General features: G+C 39.3%; 17 protein-coding genes and 1 tRNA gene. 8 read left to right on the forward strand and 10 right to left on the reverse strand.

Annotated features, from left to right (window positions below; translation table 11 throughout):
* The first annotated feature begins 134 nt into the window (after positions 1 to 134).
* The 4 genes from rpsU (at position 135) to HWV03_RS20575 (ending at position 4,765) form a co-directional block, all read left to right on the forward strand.
* Complete coding sequence (gene rpsU, locus HWV03_RS20560) at positions 135 to 350, forward strand: 30S ribosomal protein S21 (RefSeq protein WP_006032380.1); 216 nt, start codon at positions 135 to 137, stop codon at positions 348 to 350.
* A 268-nt stretch (positions 351 to 618) separates the two neighbouring features.
* Positions 619 to 2,358: a DNA primase gene (gene dnaG / locus HWV03_RS20565; protein WP_211677727.1), complete on the forward strand. Its 1,740-nt coding sequence runs from the start codon at positions 619 to 621 to the stop codon at positions 2,356 to 2,358.
* Positions 2,359 to 2,607: 249 nt separating this feature from the next.
* On the forward strand, positions 2,608 to 4,437 hold the full coding sequence (rpoD, locus tag HWV03_RS20570; RefSeq protein ID WP_211677728.1) for an RNA polymerase sigma factor RpoD: 1,830 nt from the start codon (positions 2,608 to 2,610) through the stop codon (positions 4,435 to 4,437).
* A 251-nt stretch (positions 4,438 to 4,688) separates the two neighbouring features.
* Positions 4,689 to 4,765: transfer RNA gene (locus HWV03_RS20575), tRNA-Ile, on the forward strand.
* A 125-nt stretch (positions 4,766 to 4,890) separates the two neighbouring features.
* On the opposite strand, the gene HWV03_RS20580 is transcribed toward HWV03_RS20575, so the two are convergent.
* The gene (locus tag HWV03_RS20580; protein WP_211677729.1) at positions 4,891 to 5,532 is read right to left on the reverse strand and encodes a heme-binding beta-barrel domain-containing protein; all 642 of its coding nucleotides are present in this window, start codon (positions 5,530 to 5,532) and stop codon (positions 4,891 to 4,893) included.
* 270 nt (positions 5,533 to 5,802) lie between these two features.
* Here HWV03_RS20580 and HWV03_RS20585 point away from each other — a divergent pair, with 270 nt between their 5' ends.
* Both HWV03_RS20585 and HWV03_RS20590 read left to right on the forward strand, forming a co-directional pair.
* Positions 5,803 to 6,243 (forward strand): hypothetical protein, encoded by a 441-nt coding sequence (locus tag HWV03_RS20585; protein WP_255546962.1) that lies wholly within the window; start codon positions 5,803 to 5,805, stop codon positions 6,241 to 6,243.
* A gap of 53 nt (positions 6,244 to 6,296) precedes the next feature.
* The gene (locus HWV03_RS20590) at positions 6,297 to 6,869 is read left to right on the forward strand and encodes a pyridoxamine 5'-phosphate oxidase family protein (RefSeq protein WP_211677731.1); all 573 of its coding nucleotides are present in this window, start codon (positions 6,297 to 6,299) and stop codon (positions 6,867 to 6,869) included.
* Positions 6,870 to 7,081: 212 nt separating this feature from the next.
* On the opposite strand, the gene HWV03_RS20595 is transcribed toward HWV03_RS20590, so the two are convergent.
* Positions 7,082 to 8,296 (reverse strand): glycerophosphodiester phosphodiesterase family protein, encoded by a 1,215-nt coding sequence (locus HWV03_RS20595; protein ID WP_211677732.1) that lies wholly within the window; start codon positions 8,294 to 8,296, stop codon positions 7,082 to 7,084.
* Positions 8,297 to 8,619: 323 nt separating this feature from the next.
* On the opposite strand from HWV03_RS20595, the gene HWV03_RS20600 reads away from it, so the two are divergent.
* Positions 8,620 to 9,576 carry a pseudouridine synthase gene (locus tag HWV03_RS20600; protein WP_211677733.1) on the forward strand — a complete coding sequence of 319 codons (957 nt, stop codon included), beginning with the start codon at positions 8,620 to 8,622 and terminating at the stop codon, positions 9,574 to 9,576.
* Between the two features lie 84 nt (positions 9,577 to 9,660).
* Here the strand turns inward: HWV03_RS20600 and panF are convergent, their stop codons facing one another.
* The 4 genes from panF to HWV03_RS20620 form a co-directional block, all read right to left on the reverse strand.
* Positions 9,661 to 11,097, reverse strand: a complete 1,437-nt coding sequence (panF, locus tag HWV03_RS20605) for a sodium/pantothenate symporter (RefSeq protein ID WP_211677734.1) — start codon at positions 11,095 to 11,097, stop codon at positions 9,661 to 9,663.
* Positions 11,090 to 11,284, reverse strand: a complete 195-nt coding sequence (locus HWV03_RS20610; protein ID WP_211673276.1) for a DUF997 family protein — start codon at positions 11,282 to 11,284, stop codon at positions 11,090 to 11,092. The genes panF and HWV03_RS20610 overlap by 8 nt, the downstream gene beginning before the upstream one ends.
* Before the next feature lie 168 nt (positions 11,285 to 11,452).
* Positions 11,453 to 12,037 carry a cache domain-containing protein gene (locus tag HWV03_RS20615; protein ID WP_211677735.1) on the reverse strand — a complete coding sequence of 195 codons (585 nt, stop codon included), beginning with the start codon at positions 12,035 to 12,037 and terminating at the stop codon, positions 11,453 to 11,455.
* Between the two features lie 246 nt (positions 12,038 to 12,283).
* On the reverse strand, positions 12,284 to 12,688 hold the full coding sequence (locus tag HWV03_RS20620) for an OsmC family protein (RefSeq protein ID WP_067041997.1): 405 nt from the start codon (positions 12,686 to 12,688) through the stop codon (positions 12,284 to 12,286).
* Between the two features lie 284 nt (positions 12,689 to 12,972).
* Here HWV03_RS20620 and crp point away from each other — a divergent pair, with 284 nt between their 5' ends.
* Positions 12,973 to 13,614 (forward strand): cAMP-activated global transcriptional regulator CRP, encoded by a 642-nt coding sequence (gene crp / locus HWV03_RS20625; RefSeq protein ID WP_006032405.1) that lies wholly within the window; start codon positions 12,973 to 12,975, stop codon positions 13,612 to 13,614.
* Positions 13,615 to 13,975: 361 nt separating this feature from the next.
* Here the strand turns inward: crp and HWV03_RS20630 are convergent, their stop codons facing one another.
* The 4 genes from HWV03_RS20630 to glnK all read right to left on the reverse strand — a co-directional run bounded on the left by HWV03_RS20630 (position 13,976) and on the right by glnK (position 17,704).
* Positions 13,976 to 15,181, reverse strand: coding sequence for an aspartate aminotransferase family protein (locus HWV03_RS20630; protein WP_211680353.1), 1,206 nt, complete (start codon positions 15,179 to 15,181; stop codon positions 13,976 to 13,978).
* A gap of 161 nt (positions 15,182 to 15,342) precedes the next feature.
* On the reverse strand, positions 15,343 to 15,942 hold the full coding sequence (locus HWV03_RS20635) for an anthranilate synthase component II (RefSeq protein ID WP_211677736.1): 600 nt from the start codon (positions 15,940 to 15,942) through the stop codon (positions 15,343 to 15,345).
* Positions 15,943 to 16,120: 178 nt separating this feature from the next.
* Entirely contained in the window at positions 16,121 to 17,353 is a 1,233-nt protein-coding gene (locus HWV03_RS20640) for an ammonium transporter (protein WP_211677737.1), read from the reverse strand.
* Between the two features lie 12 nt (positions 17,354 to 17,365).
* Positions 17,366 to 17,704, reverse strand: coding sequence for a P-II family nitrogen regulator (gene glnK, locus HWV03_RS20645; protein WP_211673280.1), 339 nt, complete (start codon positions 17,702 to 17,704; stop codon positions 17,366 to 17,368).
* Positions 17,705 to 18,110: the final 406 nt, after the last annotated feature.

Consider the following 18,110-nt stretch of genomic DNA (forward strand, 5'->3'; position numbering starts at 1 on the left):
GCGCCAAATTATTACGCTTTACATTTAATTGCGTTCTAGAGTACAATTCGGCACCATTTTTATAGAATTTCTATAAAAATATTTTTAGGTTCCAGATAACTTGGAACCATCAAGCCCAAAGGTTGGAAGAAAACATGCCAGTAATTAAAGTACGTGAAAACGAACCGTTTGACGTTGCACTACGTCGTTTCAAACGCTCTTGCGAAAAAGCAGGTATCTTGTCTGAAGTACGTCGTCGTGAGCATTACGAAAAACCTACTACAGTTCGTAAACGTGCTAAAGCAGCAGCATCTAAGCGTCTAGCTAAGAAACTGTCTCGTGAAAATGCACGTCGCGTACGTCTATACTAATCTCTATTAGTATAACTACTGTATGCATTTTAGGCTTATCCCACTGAGTAAGTTTCTGACTTAGTCTGCTGAAGATAACGCCTATTAACAAGCCGTGAACTCCTAGAGTCACGGCTTGTTTGCTTTTCAAGACTCATAAAATTTATTACCCTAGTCTTATAACGATGCCAGTACATAACTGATTTGTTCAAAATAAGTCACGTATTTACTGTAATTGTTACTGTAATTGCGATTCCCAATAATCTTCACACTCATTAGTTAGGTACATATGGCCGGTAGAATACCTCGCGACTTTATCGATGGCTTGATAGGTCGAGCTGATATCGTAGATATCGTCGAAAAACGCGTAAAGCTTAAAAAAGCAGGTAAAAACTACCATGCTTGCTGCCCGTTCCATAATGAGAAAAGCCCTTCTTTTACTGTCAGCCAAGATAAACAGTTCTACCATTGCTTTGGTTGTGGTGCGCACGGTAACGCCATTGGTTTTTTAATGGAATACGACAACCTTGAGTTTGTCGACGCCATTGAAGATTTAGCGGGCTTTTACGGTGTTACAGTACCCAGAGAAGAAGGTGGCAATAATAACGGCCCGACAGCACCTGAGCGTAAAGATTATTACCAACTACTCGAAAGTGTCACGCGCTTCTATCAGTACCAATTAAAAGAACACCCGAATAAACGTGTGGTTAATGACTATTTAAAGCAGCGCGGACTGTCTGCAGAAGTCATTACTAAATATGCCATTGGGTATGCAGCCCCAGGTTGGGACAACGTATTAAAACGCTTTGGCCGTGACAAACACACCGAAGAACAGTTGCTCACCACAGGTGTGTTAATTGAGAACGAAGGTCAATCACGTCGTTACGATCGTTTTCGTGAACGCGTCATGTTCCCGATCCGGGATAAACGTGGACGTGTCATTGGTTATGGTGGTCGAGTACTGGGTGATGAAAAACCAAAATACCTGAATTCACCCGAAACACCGATCTTCCATAAAGGTAAAGAGCTTTATGGACTATATGAAGTACGTCAGGCTTATAAAGAGATACCCAAAATTGTCGTGGTTGAAGGGTATATGGACGTGGTGGCATTAGCCCAGTTTGGGATTGATTATGCAGTCGCGTCACTGGGTACATCGACATCTGGCGATCACATGCAGACCTTGTTCCGCAATACCAATGAAGTGATCTGTTGTTACGATGGCGATAAAGCAGGTCGTGCCGCTGCATGGCGTGCACTCGAAAATGCCTTACCGCAATTACGTGATGGTAAAGATCTAAAATTTGTATTTTTACCCGATGGTGAAGACCCTGATTCATTGGTTCGTAACCAAGGTAAAGATGCACTTGAGCAACTGTTTAAAGATGCACAGACCTTACCGGATTTTTTATTCAGCCGCTTAAGCCAAGATATCGATACCCATACCGATGTAGGGCGTAGTAAATTAGCCAGCCAAGCTAAGCCGCTGATTGAAAAAATGCCTGACGGTTTCTACCGTGGTATCGTATTAAAAAAATTAGCACGTTTCTTAGCTTGGGATGAAGCCAAGTTAAATAAACTATTTACTACTGTAGCGACGAGTAAGCCGGCCAAAAAATCGCTCCAAATAACACCAATACGCCGCGCGATTGGTTTATTATTACAAAATCCTCACATTGGTTTTAACCTGCCGGTATTCGATGATTTAAAGCAATTAAAATTACCCGGCATTAATATTTTATTAAAATTATTAGCACAAACAAACAGTAGCGATCAGATCAATACAGCACAGTTATTAGAATATTGGCACGATACACCAGAGCAGAAAGCACTGATAAAACTAGCTGTTTGGGATCATGGAGCAGATGAAGCGGTCGAAGCAGAGTTTTTCGATACTTTATTTGTTCTTTCAACACAAGTCATCGAACAACGTTTCAGTGAACTACAATTGAAATTAGCGCAAGGTGGATTGACTAAAGCTGAGCGTTTAGAATATAAAAGTATTCTCGATGAATTAAAATCATCATAACGCTTGAAATATGATCCATTAAACCCCATTTAATGTACTAACAAAAAAGAGTCGAATTAAATCGATTTATTACACTGAGTTAAAAGCTTTCGCCTAATATAACGTGATAAAAGTTAAAATTACGCGCATTTTGACCACATAATTATACCAACAAGTAGAAAAAAGCACCGTTTAGCACTATACTGCTTTGTTTGCGCAGTGCTTTTGCGTCTGTATCTTTGAACCACGTCACCGGAGTGGAAGTATTCTATGGAATCCCCTCAATCACAATTAAAACTTCTTGTAGCTAAAGGTAAAGAACAAGGTTACCTAACATATGCAGAAGTAAATGATCACTTACCACAAGATATTGTGGACTCAGATCAGGTTGAAGATATTATTCAAATGATCAATGACATGGGTATTCAAGTGCTAGAAACAGCACCTGATGCAGATGATTTGTTGATGGCCGAAAATACAACGGCGCCAGATGATGATGCCGCAGAAGCTGCAGCTGCAGCGCTTGCTTCTGTAGAATCTGAAATTGGCCGAACTACCGATCCTGTACGTATGTACATGCGTGAGATGGGTACCGTTGAATTATTGACTCGTGAAGGCGAGATCAAAATTGCCAAACGAATTGAAGAAGGTATCTATGCGGTACAAACTGCCGTTGCAGAATACCCAGAAGCAATTAACTCGTTATTAGCTGAATATGACAAGTTCCTTGCTGAAGAAACACGTTTAAGTGACATCATCACTGGTTTCATCGATCCGAATGCAGAAGATGTGGCACCAACAGCAACACATATTGGTTCTGAAGTTCCAACCAAAGAAACTGATTCTGATGATGCTGATGATGACGAAGATGAGGAAGAAGGTAATAAAGGCCCGGATCCAGAAGAAGCAGCTGAGAAATTTGCCGAGTTACGCAAATATCATGCAGCATTACTGAAAGGCATTAAAGAAGACGGGTTAGAACATCCGAAAACACGCCTACACGTTGAAATGCTAAGTGAAGTATTCCGTACTTTCCGTCTGATCCCAAAACAGTTTGATCGCATTGTAAATAGCATGCGTGACATGATGGATCACGTACGTGTTCAAGAACGTCTTGTCATCAAGATGTGTGTTGAACAATGCAAAATGCCAAAAGCAGCATTCGTTGAAGCATTCGCTGGCCACGAAACTGACATTACTTGGTTTGAAAAAGCACAGCAATCAGCAGCACCTTATGCGCAAGCATTACAACGTATCGACTTTGACGTACGCCGCTGTGTCAACAAATTAAAATTAGTAGAAAGTACTACTGGTCTGTCTATTTCACAGATCAAAAACATCAACCGTCGTATGAGTATTGGTGAAGCGAAAGCTCGTCGTGCGAAAAAAGAAATGGTTGAAGCGAATTTACGTCTGGTAATTTCGATAGCAAAAAAATACACCAACCGTGGTCTACAGTTCCTCGATTTAATTCAGGAAGGTAACATCGGTCTGATGAAAGCTGTAGATAAATTTGAATACCGTCGTGGTTACAAATTCTCGACTTACGCTACATGGTGGATCCGTCAGGCAATCACACGTTCTATTGCTGACCAAGCGCGTACAATCCGTATTCCAGTGCATATGATTGAAACAATCAATAAACTGAATCGTATTTCACGTCAAATGCTGCAAGAGATGGGCCGTGAAGCAACGCCAGAAGAATTGGCCGAGCGCATGATGATGCCAGAAGATCGTATTCGTAAAGTATTGAAGATTGCTAAAGAGCCAATCTCAATGGAAACGCCTATTGGTGATGATGAAGATTCTCACTTAGGTGATTTCATTGAAGATACAACGCTTTCTTTACCAGTTGACGCTGCAACAAAAGATAGTCTTAAAGGCGCGACAGACGACGTTTTAGCAGGCCTAACAGCCCGTGAAGCTAAAGTACTGCGTATGCGTTTTGGTATCGATATGAATACAGACCACACACTTGAAGAAGTGGGTAAACAGTTCGATGTAACGCGTGAGCGTATTCGTCAAATTGAAGCAAAGGCATTACGTAAATTACGTCATCCTAGCCGTAGCGAACAACTACGTAGCTTCTTAGACGAATAATTGAACAGTTAATGCTCTTCTGCATTACAAAGAACACCTGATGGCGACATTAGGTGTTTTTTTATGCCCGCAATAAAATCAATAATGACGGCCCTATTTATTAACGGTAGGCATTCAGGTAGCGTCTTCGATGAATAATTGAACAGTTAGCTGATTTCTTGTCTAAGTTATTGAATATAGCCTAGACACGCAGAAAGTATACTTATATACTTTCTGCATCTTAAAGCGTCGTAAGAACGTTTGAAAGATCAGGGCCCTTAGCTCAGTTGGTTAGAGCATCCGACTCATAATCGGCAGGTCCCCAGTTCAAGTCTGGGAGGGCCCACCAATTCTTAGAACACTCGATAGCAATATCGGGTGTTTTTTTATGCCTGTAAGAAAGTGACTCTTGCCTATCTCTGGTTCTGACAGCTAAGCTAAGCTAGGCCTGACTCATATGACAGACCCTGCGATCTAAGATTTAGGTGTTTGTTCATTCTTTCTTTTAAAAGTACCTGAATCCGTGTGCGTAAACGCCCCTCCATATACTTCCAAACTCGTAATTTGAGAGTATTTCAATATGTCTTTTTCTGACATATCCAAAGACATTTTAAATTTAGTTGTTGTATCTTTTTCTGTCATAAATTTACTTTCAGCAACCCCCCTCGTTGAACTCTCAAAGTTAATGACCTGCCCTGCTTTACCTTCGGCCACTACGCATACCGCTCTTGGAATACAGAAAGAGTTATATACCATCTGATTTTTTTTATCGTAAATCAGATAACCTCTTTGATCATGAAATTTACCATTATCTCTTTTTCTAAAAACTTCTTGTTTGTAATATAGAGCTGTTAGATATTGTTCACTTGCATTTGTTGCATCTGCTGCAGGTTCAAATGTAATAGTTTCATAATATGGTTCAACAGCAGGACCTCCTTTACCAACATTACTACCGGCCTGCCCTGGTGCAACATCTACACCTCCGAATTTTGTACTTTCCCATATACCTATTAAATTAATTAATGGTCCTAAGTCTAAATCAGCTGCCCTCGCATTTTGTATAAAACTTACCGAAGATAAAGAGATTAAAGCTAATAATGCTACTTTTTTATTCATGGTTATAACCTTATTTTTATTGTGGATTATTGCCAATAAGATTATCCTCATTAATACTTTTGGGGTAATTGATTAAAACTATATGTTTAATCGTTTTTTTCAATGAGTGAATATAAACTAAAGTTCATCAAATCAGCTAAACCTATGTTTAAATAGAGGTTAAGTTGAACGGCTTAACTAAGCATAACTTTTACAGTCTTATTGCTGCATAAACAAAGTGCTGCTAACGTCGTACGTTAAGAATTAAATTATATGCAAAGGAGTTGCATAATGAGGTCATTAAAATTAGCGGGAATATTTACATTAATCGCATCATTTCTACATATCGCCATTATCTTTGGCGGTGCAGACTGGTACCGTTTTTTTGGTGCGGGTGAAGAAATGGCAGTAATGAGTGAACAAGGCTCTATTTATCCAACCATCATCACCAGTATCATTGCCCTGCTCTTAGCTATCTCATCTATCTACGCTATTTCTGGTGCAGGCATTATCAAAAAAATGCCATTTTTAAAAACGGCTTTATTCTTGATTGCCTTTGCTTTTTTGGCCAGAGGTCTTATCGGTATTCCTGTCGTTTTATTTGCGAGCTCAGACTACATGGTTGAACTGGCAACTGATATCACATTTATGGTTATATCGTCATTAATCTGTGTCGTGATTGGTAGTTGTTACGGCTTAGGTATGCTAAAAATATACATAGATAAATCATGACAATAAACGACATATAGTATTCAACATAAATACAAGTCACGAGGGAATATGACATGGGGAAGCAATTTTCGGCGTTAACAGAACAGCATATTAAATTTATTGGCGAACAGCGCCTTTATTTTGTCGGCACTGCAGCAGATACTGGCAATGTGAACCTTTCACCTAAAGGTGGAGACTCACTTCGTGTTATCAATACAAACACCATTGCTTGGCTTAACCTGACGGGCAGCGGTAATGAGTCAGCTTCTCACGTGCTCATTAACCCACGAATGACAGTCATGTTTTGCGCTTTTGAAGGGGCACCTTTGATCCTTCGCGCTTATGGCAATGCAAAAGTAATCCATCAAAAAGATCCTGAATGGGATAAATACTGCGCGCTATTCCCACAAAGTGTGGCAGCCCGACAAATATTCATTTTAGATATAGAAATGGTTCAATCATCTTGTGGCAAATCTGTACCTTACTTCAATTATAATGAAGATCGCGATGACTTAGCTAACTGGTCGACTCGTCAAGGTAAAGAAGGTATTGAAAAATACTGGGTTAAACAAAATCAACAAAGTATTGATGGTTTTGAAACTGAAATCGTTGAACGAACAGGGATTGATATCAATGCTAACATTTAAAGTAAGAACCTGAATGCGAATATCGATGATACCGAAATAAGCTTATTTCAAATATTGATTATAACTTCCCATGTATTAAAGAGGTATATTGGTCATATATCTCTCACTTTTAACGCAGACAAAATAAAAGAGCTCGAAAGCCCTTTTTATTGTCTACAGTGGATTAATAATGTTAAAACCGTGTCCTTATTAACAATATTAATACTGCTTCGCTATTTTAAATTCATGCAGTTTGCATAATAGGTCACTGTTGCTGGCCAATCACTGAAAACACCAATTACACCGACATCTTGTGCTAATACATCAAGCATATTCATCATGTCGCCATCATTATTAATACCTTCGCTGACACTTTGATAATACCAACCTCCGCCTTGTTCCAGTGGTCCTGAACGTTCTAGTGTCCATGCTATAATGTCAAGATCAGCTTGTTTCGCCAGTTTGGCGTAATTTGAAGGTACAAGGTTTTTCTTCTTATCTAAATCGACAAGTGCATACAAAGGTGGAGCGATAATATTTACACCAGCATCTTTGAGTGCTTTCATGCTGGCTTTCGATGCTACAAAATCTTTTTGTTCATAAACACGCTCATCAAGATATACGGCTTGTTTACCAAAGCTTGGATTATTTTTAATCCAGTACTTTAAATCATTCAAATCAAATGACTGTAAATAGGTATCCGATGCTGAAATACCTGCTGCTTTTAGTTCATCAACTAATTTCTGTGCATACATCTCCTGAGTAAAGCCATTAAATGGCATAGCAACGGCAGTCGACTTAAGTTCTGGTGTTACTTTCACACCATGCGCTTTAAATAATGCAGCACTTTCTGCATGGGTCATTAATGTACCATTTTGCGTATAAAGGTCAGTACGCCAGCCTGGTGTACCATTCATGTATTCTTCGACAGTCGTTGCTTTCGGATTTGAACCATCCATTTTACCTTTAAGCGTCTTAAATTCAGCCAGAGTGAAATCAGACGTTCTACATTCTGCTTTGGCATCTTCGCCTGTTGCAGCGTTCGCAGGTGTAAACGGTACAGTACACTTCTTAGCAAGTTCTGGTTTTGATAATACATTGGTTGTTGTGTGTAGATCGTTTTGTGAATGTCGACAAACAAGTTGTTTGTCTTTAGTGAACGTCACATCACACTCAACCACACCGGCACCCATTTCAATGGCTGCAAGGTAAGACTCTTTGGTGTGTTCAGGGAACTGCATGGCAGCGCCACGGTGGCCAATAGAAAAGCTACTTCGTTGAAATGGCCCTGCACTACATTGCTGTAATTTAGTTTTGAGGACGCTATCATCCATATTATTGACTAAATATGCTGGACGAGGACCTAAATTAGCCGACTCATGAGCCCAAGCTGTGATTGAAGTTAACCCGAGTATGAGCACGATTGAGCCCTTTAGTATTTGCTTCATTTTGTATTTCCTTTTAATAAGCAATTATCCATTTGGCTGATTAATTATTATTTCTGTGTTCGCTTATCTACTGTTATAAGTAATGTGAATAAGCATCAAATAATTATCAGTACTGGTGATACTAAATCACCTAATATGTAATTGCACTCATCATTACAATTATTAATTTTCCTATATAACAGCTGGTTACAACTTCACTTTACGATGAAGTCTTCTTTATCAAGTTGGTATTTCTTCATTTTCGATATAGGGTTTTTCGAGGAGAATTGAGGTACACTCCCCCACTTAACCCTATTCCCGTTTTAACCGAGTTTATTAATCTTATGTCTCACGTTCGTGCCACCCATGCTTCGCATATTGTATTACCAGAAAGCGTGACCGATAAGCCTACCGTATTCAGCTTTCTTATCAATCATTTCAAACAGATTGACGCGACGATATGGCAACAACGGATCATCGATGGCAAAGTGCATTGGCGTGATGGTCGCTTAATTACACTAGATTGTGCATTTGTACCACGAGAGCGGGTCTATTATTACCGTGAGGTAGCGGTAGAAAAAAAGATCCCTTTTGCAGAAAAAATTATTTACGAAGATGACCACATTATTGTTGCCTACAAGCCACACTTTTTAGCGGTCAGTCCCAGCGGGCAATTTGTTAATGAATGCTTAGTGAATCGCCTAAGAATAAAAACCGGTATCGAAACACTAGTAACTGCGCATCGCCTTGACCGTGCGACCGCTGGCTTAATGCTGCTATCTAAACACCCTGAGCAGCGCCATCTATACCATGACTTATTTAAACATGGCAATATCACCAAACATTACCAAGCCATTGCTCGGTTAACACCGGACTTACAACGACAACACAATGAAGGTAGCCTCACGTTTCCACGCAATTGGACAGTAAAAAATAGAATTGTAAAAGGTGAGCCAAGCTTCACGATGCAGATCAGCGATGGCGAAGCTAACAGTCACTCTCAGATAGAACTGATTGACGTTAAAGGTGAGTTTGGTTTATTTAAACTGTCCCCAATTACCGGTAAGACACACCAATTACGCTTACACATGCATAGTTTAGGCATGCCATTGGTAAACGACCGCTTGTATCCAACATTATTAGACCGATGTGATGATAATTTTAATCAGCCATTACAGCTGCTAGCCCAACAGCTCAAATTTACCGATCCAGTAACAGGTATTCAACATGATATAACAACAGATGTGCTTGATATAGAAGCTTTAATGGATAAAAGTATCGATATGATAGGGCCAGTTTAAAACCGTATTTAGTGTTTATATCTTGCAATAGTGTTAAGCAGACCTTAACTGTCGTAAAGGTCTGCCCTAGTGTTGCTTATTCAGCTATGCTTTTTGGTTTTTATAAACTTGCTGAAAACGATGAACAGCCAACATCCCAAACATGGATATTAATAATGCTGGGACAATAGGATGAATACCAAACATCGCAGGTTTAAACCACAGTAATAACAAATAACTCACAAGACCTGTCAGCATTGCAGATAAAGCGGCATGCCCCGAAACTTTTGGCCAATAAAGTCCCGCCAATACAGGCCATAAAAACACAGCCTGCAATGCCCCAAAAGCAGCAAGATTAAGCCAAACAATCATTTTCGGTGGTTCAATCGCACAATAAGTTGCAATCAAGGTAATCAGCAACATGGCAAGACGAGTTAGCCATACTTGCTTACTTGCTGTCATCGTTGGATAGCAACGCACAGCGCCATCGCGTACCAAGCTAACCGCTGATTGCAATAGCATCGAATCCACCGATGACATCACTGCTGCAATAGGCGCAGCCAACAATACGCCAGCCCAGAACGGGGTAAACAAGCCGGTAATTAATCTAGGCATGATTTCGTCAGGTATCGTTAGATCAGGATATAAAGCACGGCCTAACACACCACTCAAATGCGGAATCAAAGTCATTAGAAAGCTAATAATTGTTCCCCAAATCATCCCACGTTTTAATGCATTGGTATCTTTGACCGCTAATAATCGCACGACAGTATGCGGTAAACCTAGCGTACCAAAACAAATCAGCATCCAAAATGACAACATCATTGGCCACCCAAGCTGACCATCATTACCTTGTGGACTTAATAACGTCGGAGATTGCGCGCTAACATCCGCCATAAGTGCTGTTAACCCTCCCTGTGACAACAATGTCAAGAAGATGACTAATACACCAATGATCATCAAAATACCTTGAAATGCGTCGGTAATCACCACAGCACGAAAGCCGCCGGTAAGTGTATAAGCCAATACAGTAATAACAAATAGCCCGAGCCCTAGTTCATAGCTAATACCACTAACCCCCGAGAATAAACGTGCACCACCAATAAACTGCACCGATATCATGGCAATGAAACCCATAACCAGACTCACTAATGCTAATTTAGTTAGCCAACTATTCTGATACCGCGCATCAAGCCACTCGATTAACGTCGCGTGCTCGGCTTTACGTTGCGCCAATAACTTAGGCCCTAATACACCCAATGTAAGCATAGCGACTGGTACTTGGATCAGCGCAAGCCATACCCAGCCCAATCCTATTTTATAGGCTGCACCAGGTCCGCCAATAAATGAACTGGCGCTGGTGTAGGTCGCCACTAATGTCAGTGCGAGTAACGGGCCATTAAGAAAACGTCCACCAATAAAAAAGCGTTTGGCTTTATCTTGGTACAAGTCCCCTGATTGTTTTGATTGACGAGCACTCCACCAACGGGTAATGAGCAAACTGGCAACAAGATAGATAAGAATAGGGATAAGATTAGTCATGATAAGTCGATTTAATCATTAAAATAAGGATGAAAATAAGTAATAAGGGTGCAAACAGGCAAGAAAACCAGAACCAAACGGGAAGTCCCCACCAGTCACCTTGCGTTTGTAATAATAACGGTCCTGCACACCATAGAGCAAAGTAGCCCAATGTCAGCAGCAGCGTTTTTTTTGAAATAGAGTGCATAGCTTAGCCTAAAATAAATACCCGCGGAGAGTATAGATAACCATTATCGATAAATAATTCTAATCGTATGAATTATTCAATAGTTCGAGTATTTTACGCTTAATTATATCGGGGGGATAGCTTACACCTAAACATAGTTATATTAACGAATAAAGAATGACATATTTATTATACAACGTGTTCATCGAACGAAATAAGCGTATGACTGATAATCGAATCAATATTATCAATATAAACACCAGCACCATAGGTCCAGCCCCAGGTCTCAAAACGCTTACTATAAGAGATTTTACGCACGGCCTTACCGCCCACAAACAAGGGAAAACAATAACTTACAAAACTACCAGTCGTTAGTTTTTTTGCTTTTTCATAGATGACTTGATAGGTGTAATTACCATGAGCGTCTTGAAGCATTTTAACATTATGGGTTGAGTTATCCAAACCACCTAAAGAAGCAAGCAAGGTGTAATTATCATCGAAGACAAAAATATAATTCCTATCCAGTAGAGACAGGTGCTTTAAAGCTTGCTTTTGTGCCTGCTCAAGTGACAACACGCCAGACTGGTAATACAAATCGTAGCGTTGAAAGATAATTTCCGTTTTATTAATAATATTAACAAGACGCGACTTTCTTTCTGCCAGCATTTCTTCACGTAATATTGATAAATAACCCAATGCGATACAAATCAACGCGATAAAACTAAATACAACACATAAGGTAATTTTACAGATAACAGAATTACGACGGCACATTACAGCCTCTACAACTTAACACAACAAAATAATCTATCATTATGCTAACACATAAAAAACATAAACGATTGTAAACAATAAGGAAAATGACAATTAATGTTCAATCTGAAACACATTATATTATCAATAACCCTATTGTGTATATTTTCATCATTGTTATATTACAAGGATGCAATAACTTGGGAGAGACAAATTAACAATAAGCATGCAGTATACCGACCATTAATAATTGGCGATCAAGGCAATTTATTTAGCTACAATCTCATAGCTTGAGGTCACTTCCGCTGCTTTTTCTAGCATTTTAGCGACTGAGCAATATTTCTCCATCGACAATTCAACAGCGCGTTTTACTTTTTTTTCATTTAGGTCATTACCCGAAACAACAAAATGGGCATTAATTTTAGTAAATACACGTGGCGGTTCTGCAGCACGTTCGCTGGTTAAATTAACTTCACAACCAAGGATGTTTTGACGGCCTGTCTTCAAAATATCGACAACATCAATAGAGCTACACGCCCCCATTCCCATAAGTACAACTTCCATCGGGCTTGCTGCGATACCATTACGATCACCATCCATAAGGATACCGTGACCCGTTTCTGACGTACCCATCAGTTGCATTTTGTCGATCCACTTCACATTTGCTTTCATAAAACACCTCGTTAATGTCTAATTCGAAGGCATTAGACAATATTTAACACCAGATTAGTAATCAAATACTGTCTCATATCCCAAATATAGTTAAAAGTCACAAATAAACAGCAAGTCAATATTCAAAAAATGATATATTCACGTTGATATTGAACAGAAATCAACTCAGTTCTTGCTTATTAGTGTTATTGTCTCTTATGCTATCAAGTCAGTAATAATAATAAAATTAAAATATCGCAACACGGACATAATTTGCGATTATAATAACTTACAGAGGAATACCCATGGTTGTTATCGGCAAGCCACAATCTGACCCTACTTTAGAATGGTTTTTATCTCACTGCCATATTCATAAGTACCCTTCAAAAAGTACACTGATCCATGCTGGAGAAAAAGCGGAAACTTTGTATTTTATCGTTAAAGGCTCTGTGGCAGTTCTAATTAAAGATGAAGAAGGCAAAGAAATGATCCTTTCTTATCTAAATCAAGGTGACTTCATGGGTGAACTAGGCCTATTTGAAGATACTGAAGAACCTATACGTAGTGCATGGATCCGTGCTAAATCACCATGTGAAGTAGCAGAAATTTCATACAAGAAATTCCGTCAATTAATCCAAGTCAACCCTGAAATCCTAATGCGTTTATCAGGTCAAATGGCTGAACGTCTACAGATAACAAGTCAAAAAGTTGGTGATCTAGCATTCCTAGACGTAACTGGCCGTATTGCACAAACGCTATTAAGCTTAGCAAAACAGCCTGACGCAATGACGCACCCAGACGGCATGCAAATTAAAATTACTCGTCAAGAAATTGGTCAAATCGTTGGTTGTTCACGTGAAACCGTTGGCCGTATTTTGAAAATGCTTGAAGAGCAAGAGCTAATCTCAGCTCATGGTAAAACGATTGTTGTATTTGGCACGCGCTAATCCAACTCGTTAACTAAAATAATAAAAGCAACGCCTGATTTGTTATATAATAAATCAGGCGTTATTTTTAATTATGTATGGTTTATTTTGAATTACCTTGTAGTTTATTCAATAGCTTAATTAACACTGACGTATCACTTCACGACTCACCTTCATCTTGTAATTCAGCATAAAACTATCAACTCACTTCGCAATCGACACCAAAGAACCATTACGCACTCCTTCTTCAAAACAAATAGCAGTGCCACCATAGACAACGCTACGGACATCATGATCATAACCAACACCTATAAATGATAAGTCAGTATTAAACGCTGCAAGGGGTGCTATAGGTACTACCTGACTCACGTATTAGTATATGTTAAGCGGATAACCATTTTTCAATAGCAAGACGAAGCTTTTTCATACCTGCATGAATATCTTCTTCTGGAATATTCAGAGCGGGTGTAAAACGTAAAACATTCGCACCAGCGACCAATAGTAATAACCCTTCTTGAGCCGCTTGCCTCATAATCGCAATTGCCTGACCTTGATATTGCTCAGTTAATTCGGCACCCAATAACAAGCCTTCACCACGAATGTCAGAAAAAATAGCATATTGATTATTTATCTCGGTTAATGCGTCTTGGAAAATCGTAGACTTTGCTTTAACTTGCGCTAAAAAAAACTCATCATTAACTGTATCAACAACAACCTCGGCAACACTACAAGCAAGCGGATTACCCCCATAAGTACTGCCATGCGTACCCACGGTAAAACTATCAGCAATAGTCGCTGTTGTTAACATTGCCGCAATAGGGAAACCGGCACCGAGGCCTTTTGCTGACGTTAAAATATCAGGTTTGATATCGGTATGTTGATAAGCATAAAAATGCCCTGTACGACCAACACCTGTTTGTACTTCATCAAATATCAGCAGCGCATTATATTTATCACAAAGCGCACGCACACCAATCAAAAACTGTTGATTAGACGCATGTATGCCCCCTTCACCTTGTAAAGGTTCCACTATTACTGCACAGGTTTTGTCGCTGATTAATGCTTCGAATGCATTAAGATCATTGAAGTTAACATGCTCTATAGCTCCAGGCTTAGGACCAAACCCGTCCGAGTAAGTCGATTGCCCCCCCACAGTGACTGTAAAGAAAGTTCTGCCGTGGAATCCCTGATTAAAGGCGATGATCTGATCTTTGCCTTCACCAAATTTATCGTGTGCATAACGACGCGCTAATTTTAACGCTGCTTCATTTGCTTCCGCACCGGAGTTAGCAAAGAATACTTTATCCGCAAACGTCGCATTTATCAGTTTGTTGGCTAGCCTTAATGCTGGCTCATTAGTGAGTAAATTACTCACATGCCATAATTTCTGGCTTTGTGCTTGTAGCGTTTTAACTAAAAGGGGATAGCAATGGCCTAAACAGCTAACGGCAATGCCAGCAGCAAAATCAATGTATTCATTATCATTTTGATCCCAAACACGTGACCCTTGACCTCGAACTGGGATCATAACAGCCGGAGCATAGTTAGGAACCATTACATTATCAAAATCTACCCGAGTAACATTCATTACATTATTGCTCATATCCCTTTCCTCTCAGTGAATGTCTAAATCCTTTAGTTACACCAATAGATAGGTGCATACATATTCAATAATTATAAATAAATAGTCACGCGTCAAGTTTAATATGTAATAACACAGCAGAAATTTCATTAATTCTTGAGCTAAGATTAATCCCTTGAAATAAATTGATTTTTGAGAAGGAAATTATTTAATAACTCTTTGCCTTGCTCGGTTAAAATACTTTCTGGATGAAACTGCACACCTTCTAATGCAAAGTCTTTATGCTTAAATGCCATAATCTCATCAAATTCACCTTTATCATCTTCAGTCCATGCTGTGATCTCAAATTCGTCACTCAACGTCAAGGTCTCAACAATCAAAGAATGATAACGCGTAACTGTTAAAGGGTTATTTAACCCCGCAAAAACGCCTTTACCTTTATGCTGTATTTTCGATGTTTTACCATGCATCACTTTTTTAGCTTTAATGACATTTGCGCCAAATACTTGGGCAATAGATTGATGACCAAGGCAAACGCCTAAAATTGGTATTTTCCCCGCAAACTGTTCGATAACAGATAATGAAATACCAGCATCGTTGGGTGTACACGGTCCTGGAGAAATAACCAAATAATCAGGAGACAAGATAGATATTTGCTCCAGTGAAATTTCGTCATTACGCCTAACGACAACTTCTTGCCCAAGCTCTGAGAAGTATTGAAATAAATTAAACGTAAAACTATCGTAGTTATCGATAATAAGTAACATGCGGAATTAAAATTCTAATGAGGAAACTGAGTGAATAATATCATAGGTAGAAATTGGATTCTAATAATGTGCCTTCGAATAAATCGACACGACTGAGTCATCTTTATGTTTAAAGAAACAAAGAAAAAGCTCAGCAGTTGCTGAGCTTTTGTTATTTATAACCTGCTATTAGCTCAATTTATTTAACTGATACAAACTCAGGGTAAGCATCGATACCACAGTCAGCCATATCCATACCTGTAACTTCTTCTTCTTCAGTAACACGAATACCCATTGTCGCTTTCAGTACAGCCCACACTAAGATACTTGCTGCGAATACCCAAGCAAAGATAATCGCTGCGCCGTATATTTGAGCACTAAATGTTGCATCTGAATTGCTAAATGGAACAACCATTAAGCCAAATAGACCACAAACACCATGTACTGAGATAGCACCAACTGGATCATCAATCTTCGCTTTATCTAATGCTACGATACTAAATACGACTAACGCACCACCTAAAGCACCCAATAATGTAGCAAATGCTGGTGCAGGACTCAGAGGGTCTGCCGTGATAGTAACCAAACCAGCTAATGCACCATTAAGAATCATTGTTAAATCAGCTTTGCCCCACATTAATTTAGTAATGAGCAATGCAGCTACAGCACCGGCAGCCGCCGCCGCGTTCGTGTTCAGAAAGATTTGACCAACAGCCGTTGCATTTTCAGCATCTGAAAGTAGTAGTTGTGAGCCACCGTTAAAACCAAACCAACCCATCCATAAGATAAATGCACCTAATGTTGCTAGTGGCATATTTGAACCAGGGATTGGATACACTTCACCGTTCTTACCATATTTACCCTTACGAGCGCCCAATAGAAGTACTGCAGCAAATGCAGCCGTCGCACCAGCCATGTGAACAATACCTGAACCCGCAAAATCAGAGAAACCAGCTTCAGCTAAGAAACCACCACCCCAAGTCCAGTAACCTTCCATCGGGTAAATAACACCAGTCAAAACGACCGTGAAGGCGAGGAAAGCCCATAGTTTCATACGTTCAGCAACCGCACCTGATACAATCGACATTGCTGTTGCAACAAATACAACTTGGAAGAAGAAGTCTGATTCTAATGAGTGATCAGCGCCCTCAGATTGTGAGCCAATTAAAGAACCAAATGATGGGATGATGCCGCCTTCAGCATTACCAACATACATGATGTTATAACCGACTAATAAAAACATGATACATGCGATAGAATAAAGCACGATGTTCTTTGTCAGAATTTCAGTTGTATTCTTAGATCTAACGAGGCCAGCTTCGAGCATAGCAAAACCTGCCGCCATCCACATCACAAGTACACCTGACATTAAAAAGTAAAAAGTATCGAGTGCAAAACGCAGCTCAGTAACTGTAGTTGTTAGCTCTTGCATAATTTATTTCCTTTAAATTGCTTCTGAGTCCATTTCGCCCGTACGGATACGCACAACTTGTGTTAAATCGTAAACAAAAATCTTACCATCACCAATTTTTCCCGTATAAGCAGCACTATTAATAGCTTCAATTACGCGATCAACATTTTCACTCTGTGTTGCGATTTCTAACTTAACTTTAGGTAAAAAATCAACTTGATATTCTGCACCACGATACAATTCGGTATGACCTTTTTGACGACCAAAGCCTTTCACTTCAGTTACTGTTAATCCTTCAACACCGATATCTGCTACTGCTTCACGAACATCATCGAGTTTAAATGGTTTAATGATTGCGCTTATTAGCTTCATAAAGAGCTCCTTGCCTGAGTGTATTGAGTATCTATATGATTAAACTTAATTCAACGTCCGTGCCAACAATTAAAACAAAGTAAATTCAACAGTTTAATATAACACCCCCACATTTACGCATCTATAAAGCACTAACTTGGTGCAGCAGCGAAGTTGTTAACCCCAATTCAGTGCAATTGTTGTTCAAATGTTAACAACTATAAAATGTGAGATCGTAATCCCACTTTTAATAACTTCTTATACCTTAAAATTACGTAATAAATTAATTAATTTTAATTGTTAATCATTACTACTAATTAGGCTCATTTAAGTCTAAATAATTAAGTTTGATATAATTCATTTAAAATAAATTAAATCATTTCAATAAGAGCACCAGACAAAAGGTGACACAACGTTTTGTACCACA

Source organism: Moritella sp. 36 (assembly GCF_018219415.1).
Taxonomy (GTDB): Bacteria; Pseudomonadota; Gammaproteobacteria; order Enterobacterales; family Moritellaceae; genus Moritella.

Excerpts from the sequence above, each read along its gene's own strand:
- HWV03_RS20635 (WP_211677736.1), bottom strand. The coding sequence starts at position 15,942 with ATGTTACTTATTATCGATAACTACGATAGTTTTACGTTTAATTTATTT.
- HWV03_RS20585 (WP_255546962.1), top strand. The coding sequence starts at position 5,803 with ATGAGGTCATTAAAATTAGCGGGAATATTTACATTAATCGCATCATTT.
- rpoD (WP_211677728.1), top strand. The coding sequence starts at position 2,608 with ATGGAATCCCCTCAATCACAATTAAAACTTCTTGTAGCTAAAGGTAAA.
- HWV03_RS20640 (WP_211677737.1), bottom strand. The coding sequence starts at position 17,353 with ATGCAAGAGCTAACAACTACAGTTACTGAGCTGCGTTTTGCACTCGAT.
- HWV03_RS20620 (WP_067041997.1), bottom strand. The coding sequence starts at position 12,688 with ATGAAAGCAAATGTGAAGTGGATCGACAAAATGCAACTGATGGGTACG.
- rpsU (WP_006032380.1), top strand. The coding sequence starts at position 135 with ATGCCAGTAATTAAAGTACGTGAAAACGAACCGTTTGACGTTGCACTA.
- panF (WP_211677734.1), bottom strand. The coding sequence starts at position 11,097 with ATGACTAATCTTATCCCTATTCTTATCTATCTTGTTGCCAGTTTGCTC.
- dnaG (WP_211677727.1), top strand. The coding sequence starts at position 619 with ATGGCCGGTAGAATACCTCGCGACTTTATCGATGGCTTGATAGGTCGA.
- HWV03_RS20610 (WP_211673276.1), bottom strand. The coding sequence starts at position 11,284 with ATGCACTCTATTTCAAAAAAAACGCTGCTGCTGACATTGGGCTACTTT.
- glnK (WP_211673280.1), bottom strand. The coding sequence starts at position 17,704 with ATGAAGCTAATAAGCGCAATCATTAAACCATTTAAACTCGATGATGTT.
- HWV03_RS20595 (WP_211677732.1), bottom strand. The coding sequence starts at position 8,296 with ATGAAGCAAATACTAAAGGGCTCAATCGTGCTCATACTCGGGTTAACT.
- crp (WP_006032405.1), top strand. The coding sequence starts at position 12,973 with ATGGTTGTTATCGGCAAGCCACAATCTGACCCTACTTTAGAATGGTTT.
- HWV03_RS20600 (WP_211677733.1), top strand. The coding sequence starts at position 8,620 with ATGTCTCACGTTCGTGCCACCCATGCTTCGCATATTGTATTACCAGAA.
- HWV03_RS20580 (WP_211677729.1), bottom strand. The coding sequence starts at position 5,532 with ATGAATAAAAAAGTAGCATTATTAGCTTTAATCTCTTTATCTTCGGTA.
- HWV03_RS20630 (WP_211680353.1), bottom strand. The coding sequence starts at position 15,181 with ATGAATGTTACTCGGGTAGATTTTGATAATGTAATGGTTCCTAACTAT.
- HWV03_RS20590 (WP_211677731.1), top strand. The coding sequence starts at position 6,297 with ATGGGGAAGCAATTTTCGGCGTTAACAGAACAGCATATTAAATTTATT.
- HWV03_RS20615 (WP_211677735.1), bottom strand. The coding sequence starts at position 12,037 with ATGTGCCGTCGTAATTCTGTTATCTGTAAAATTACCTTATGTGTTGTA.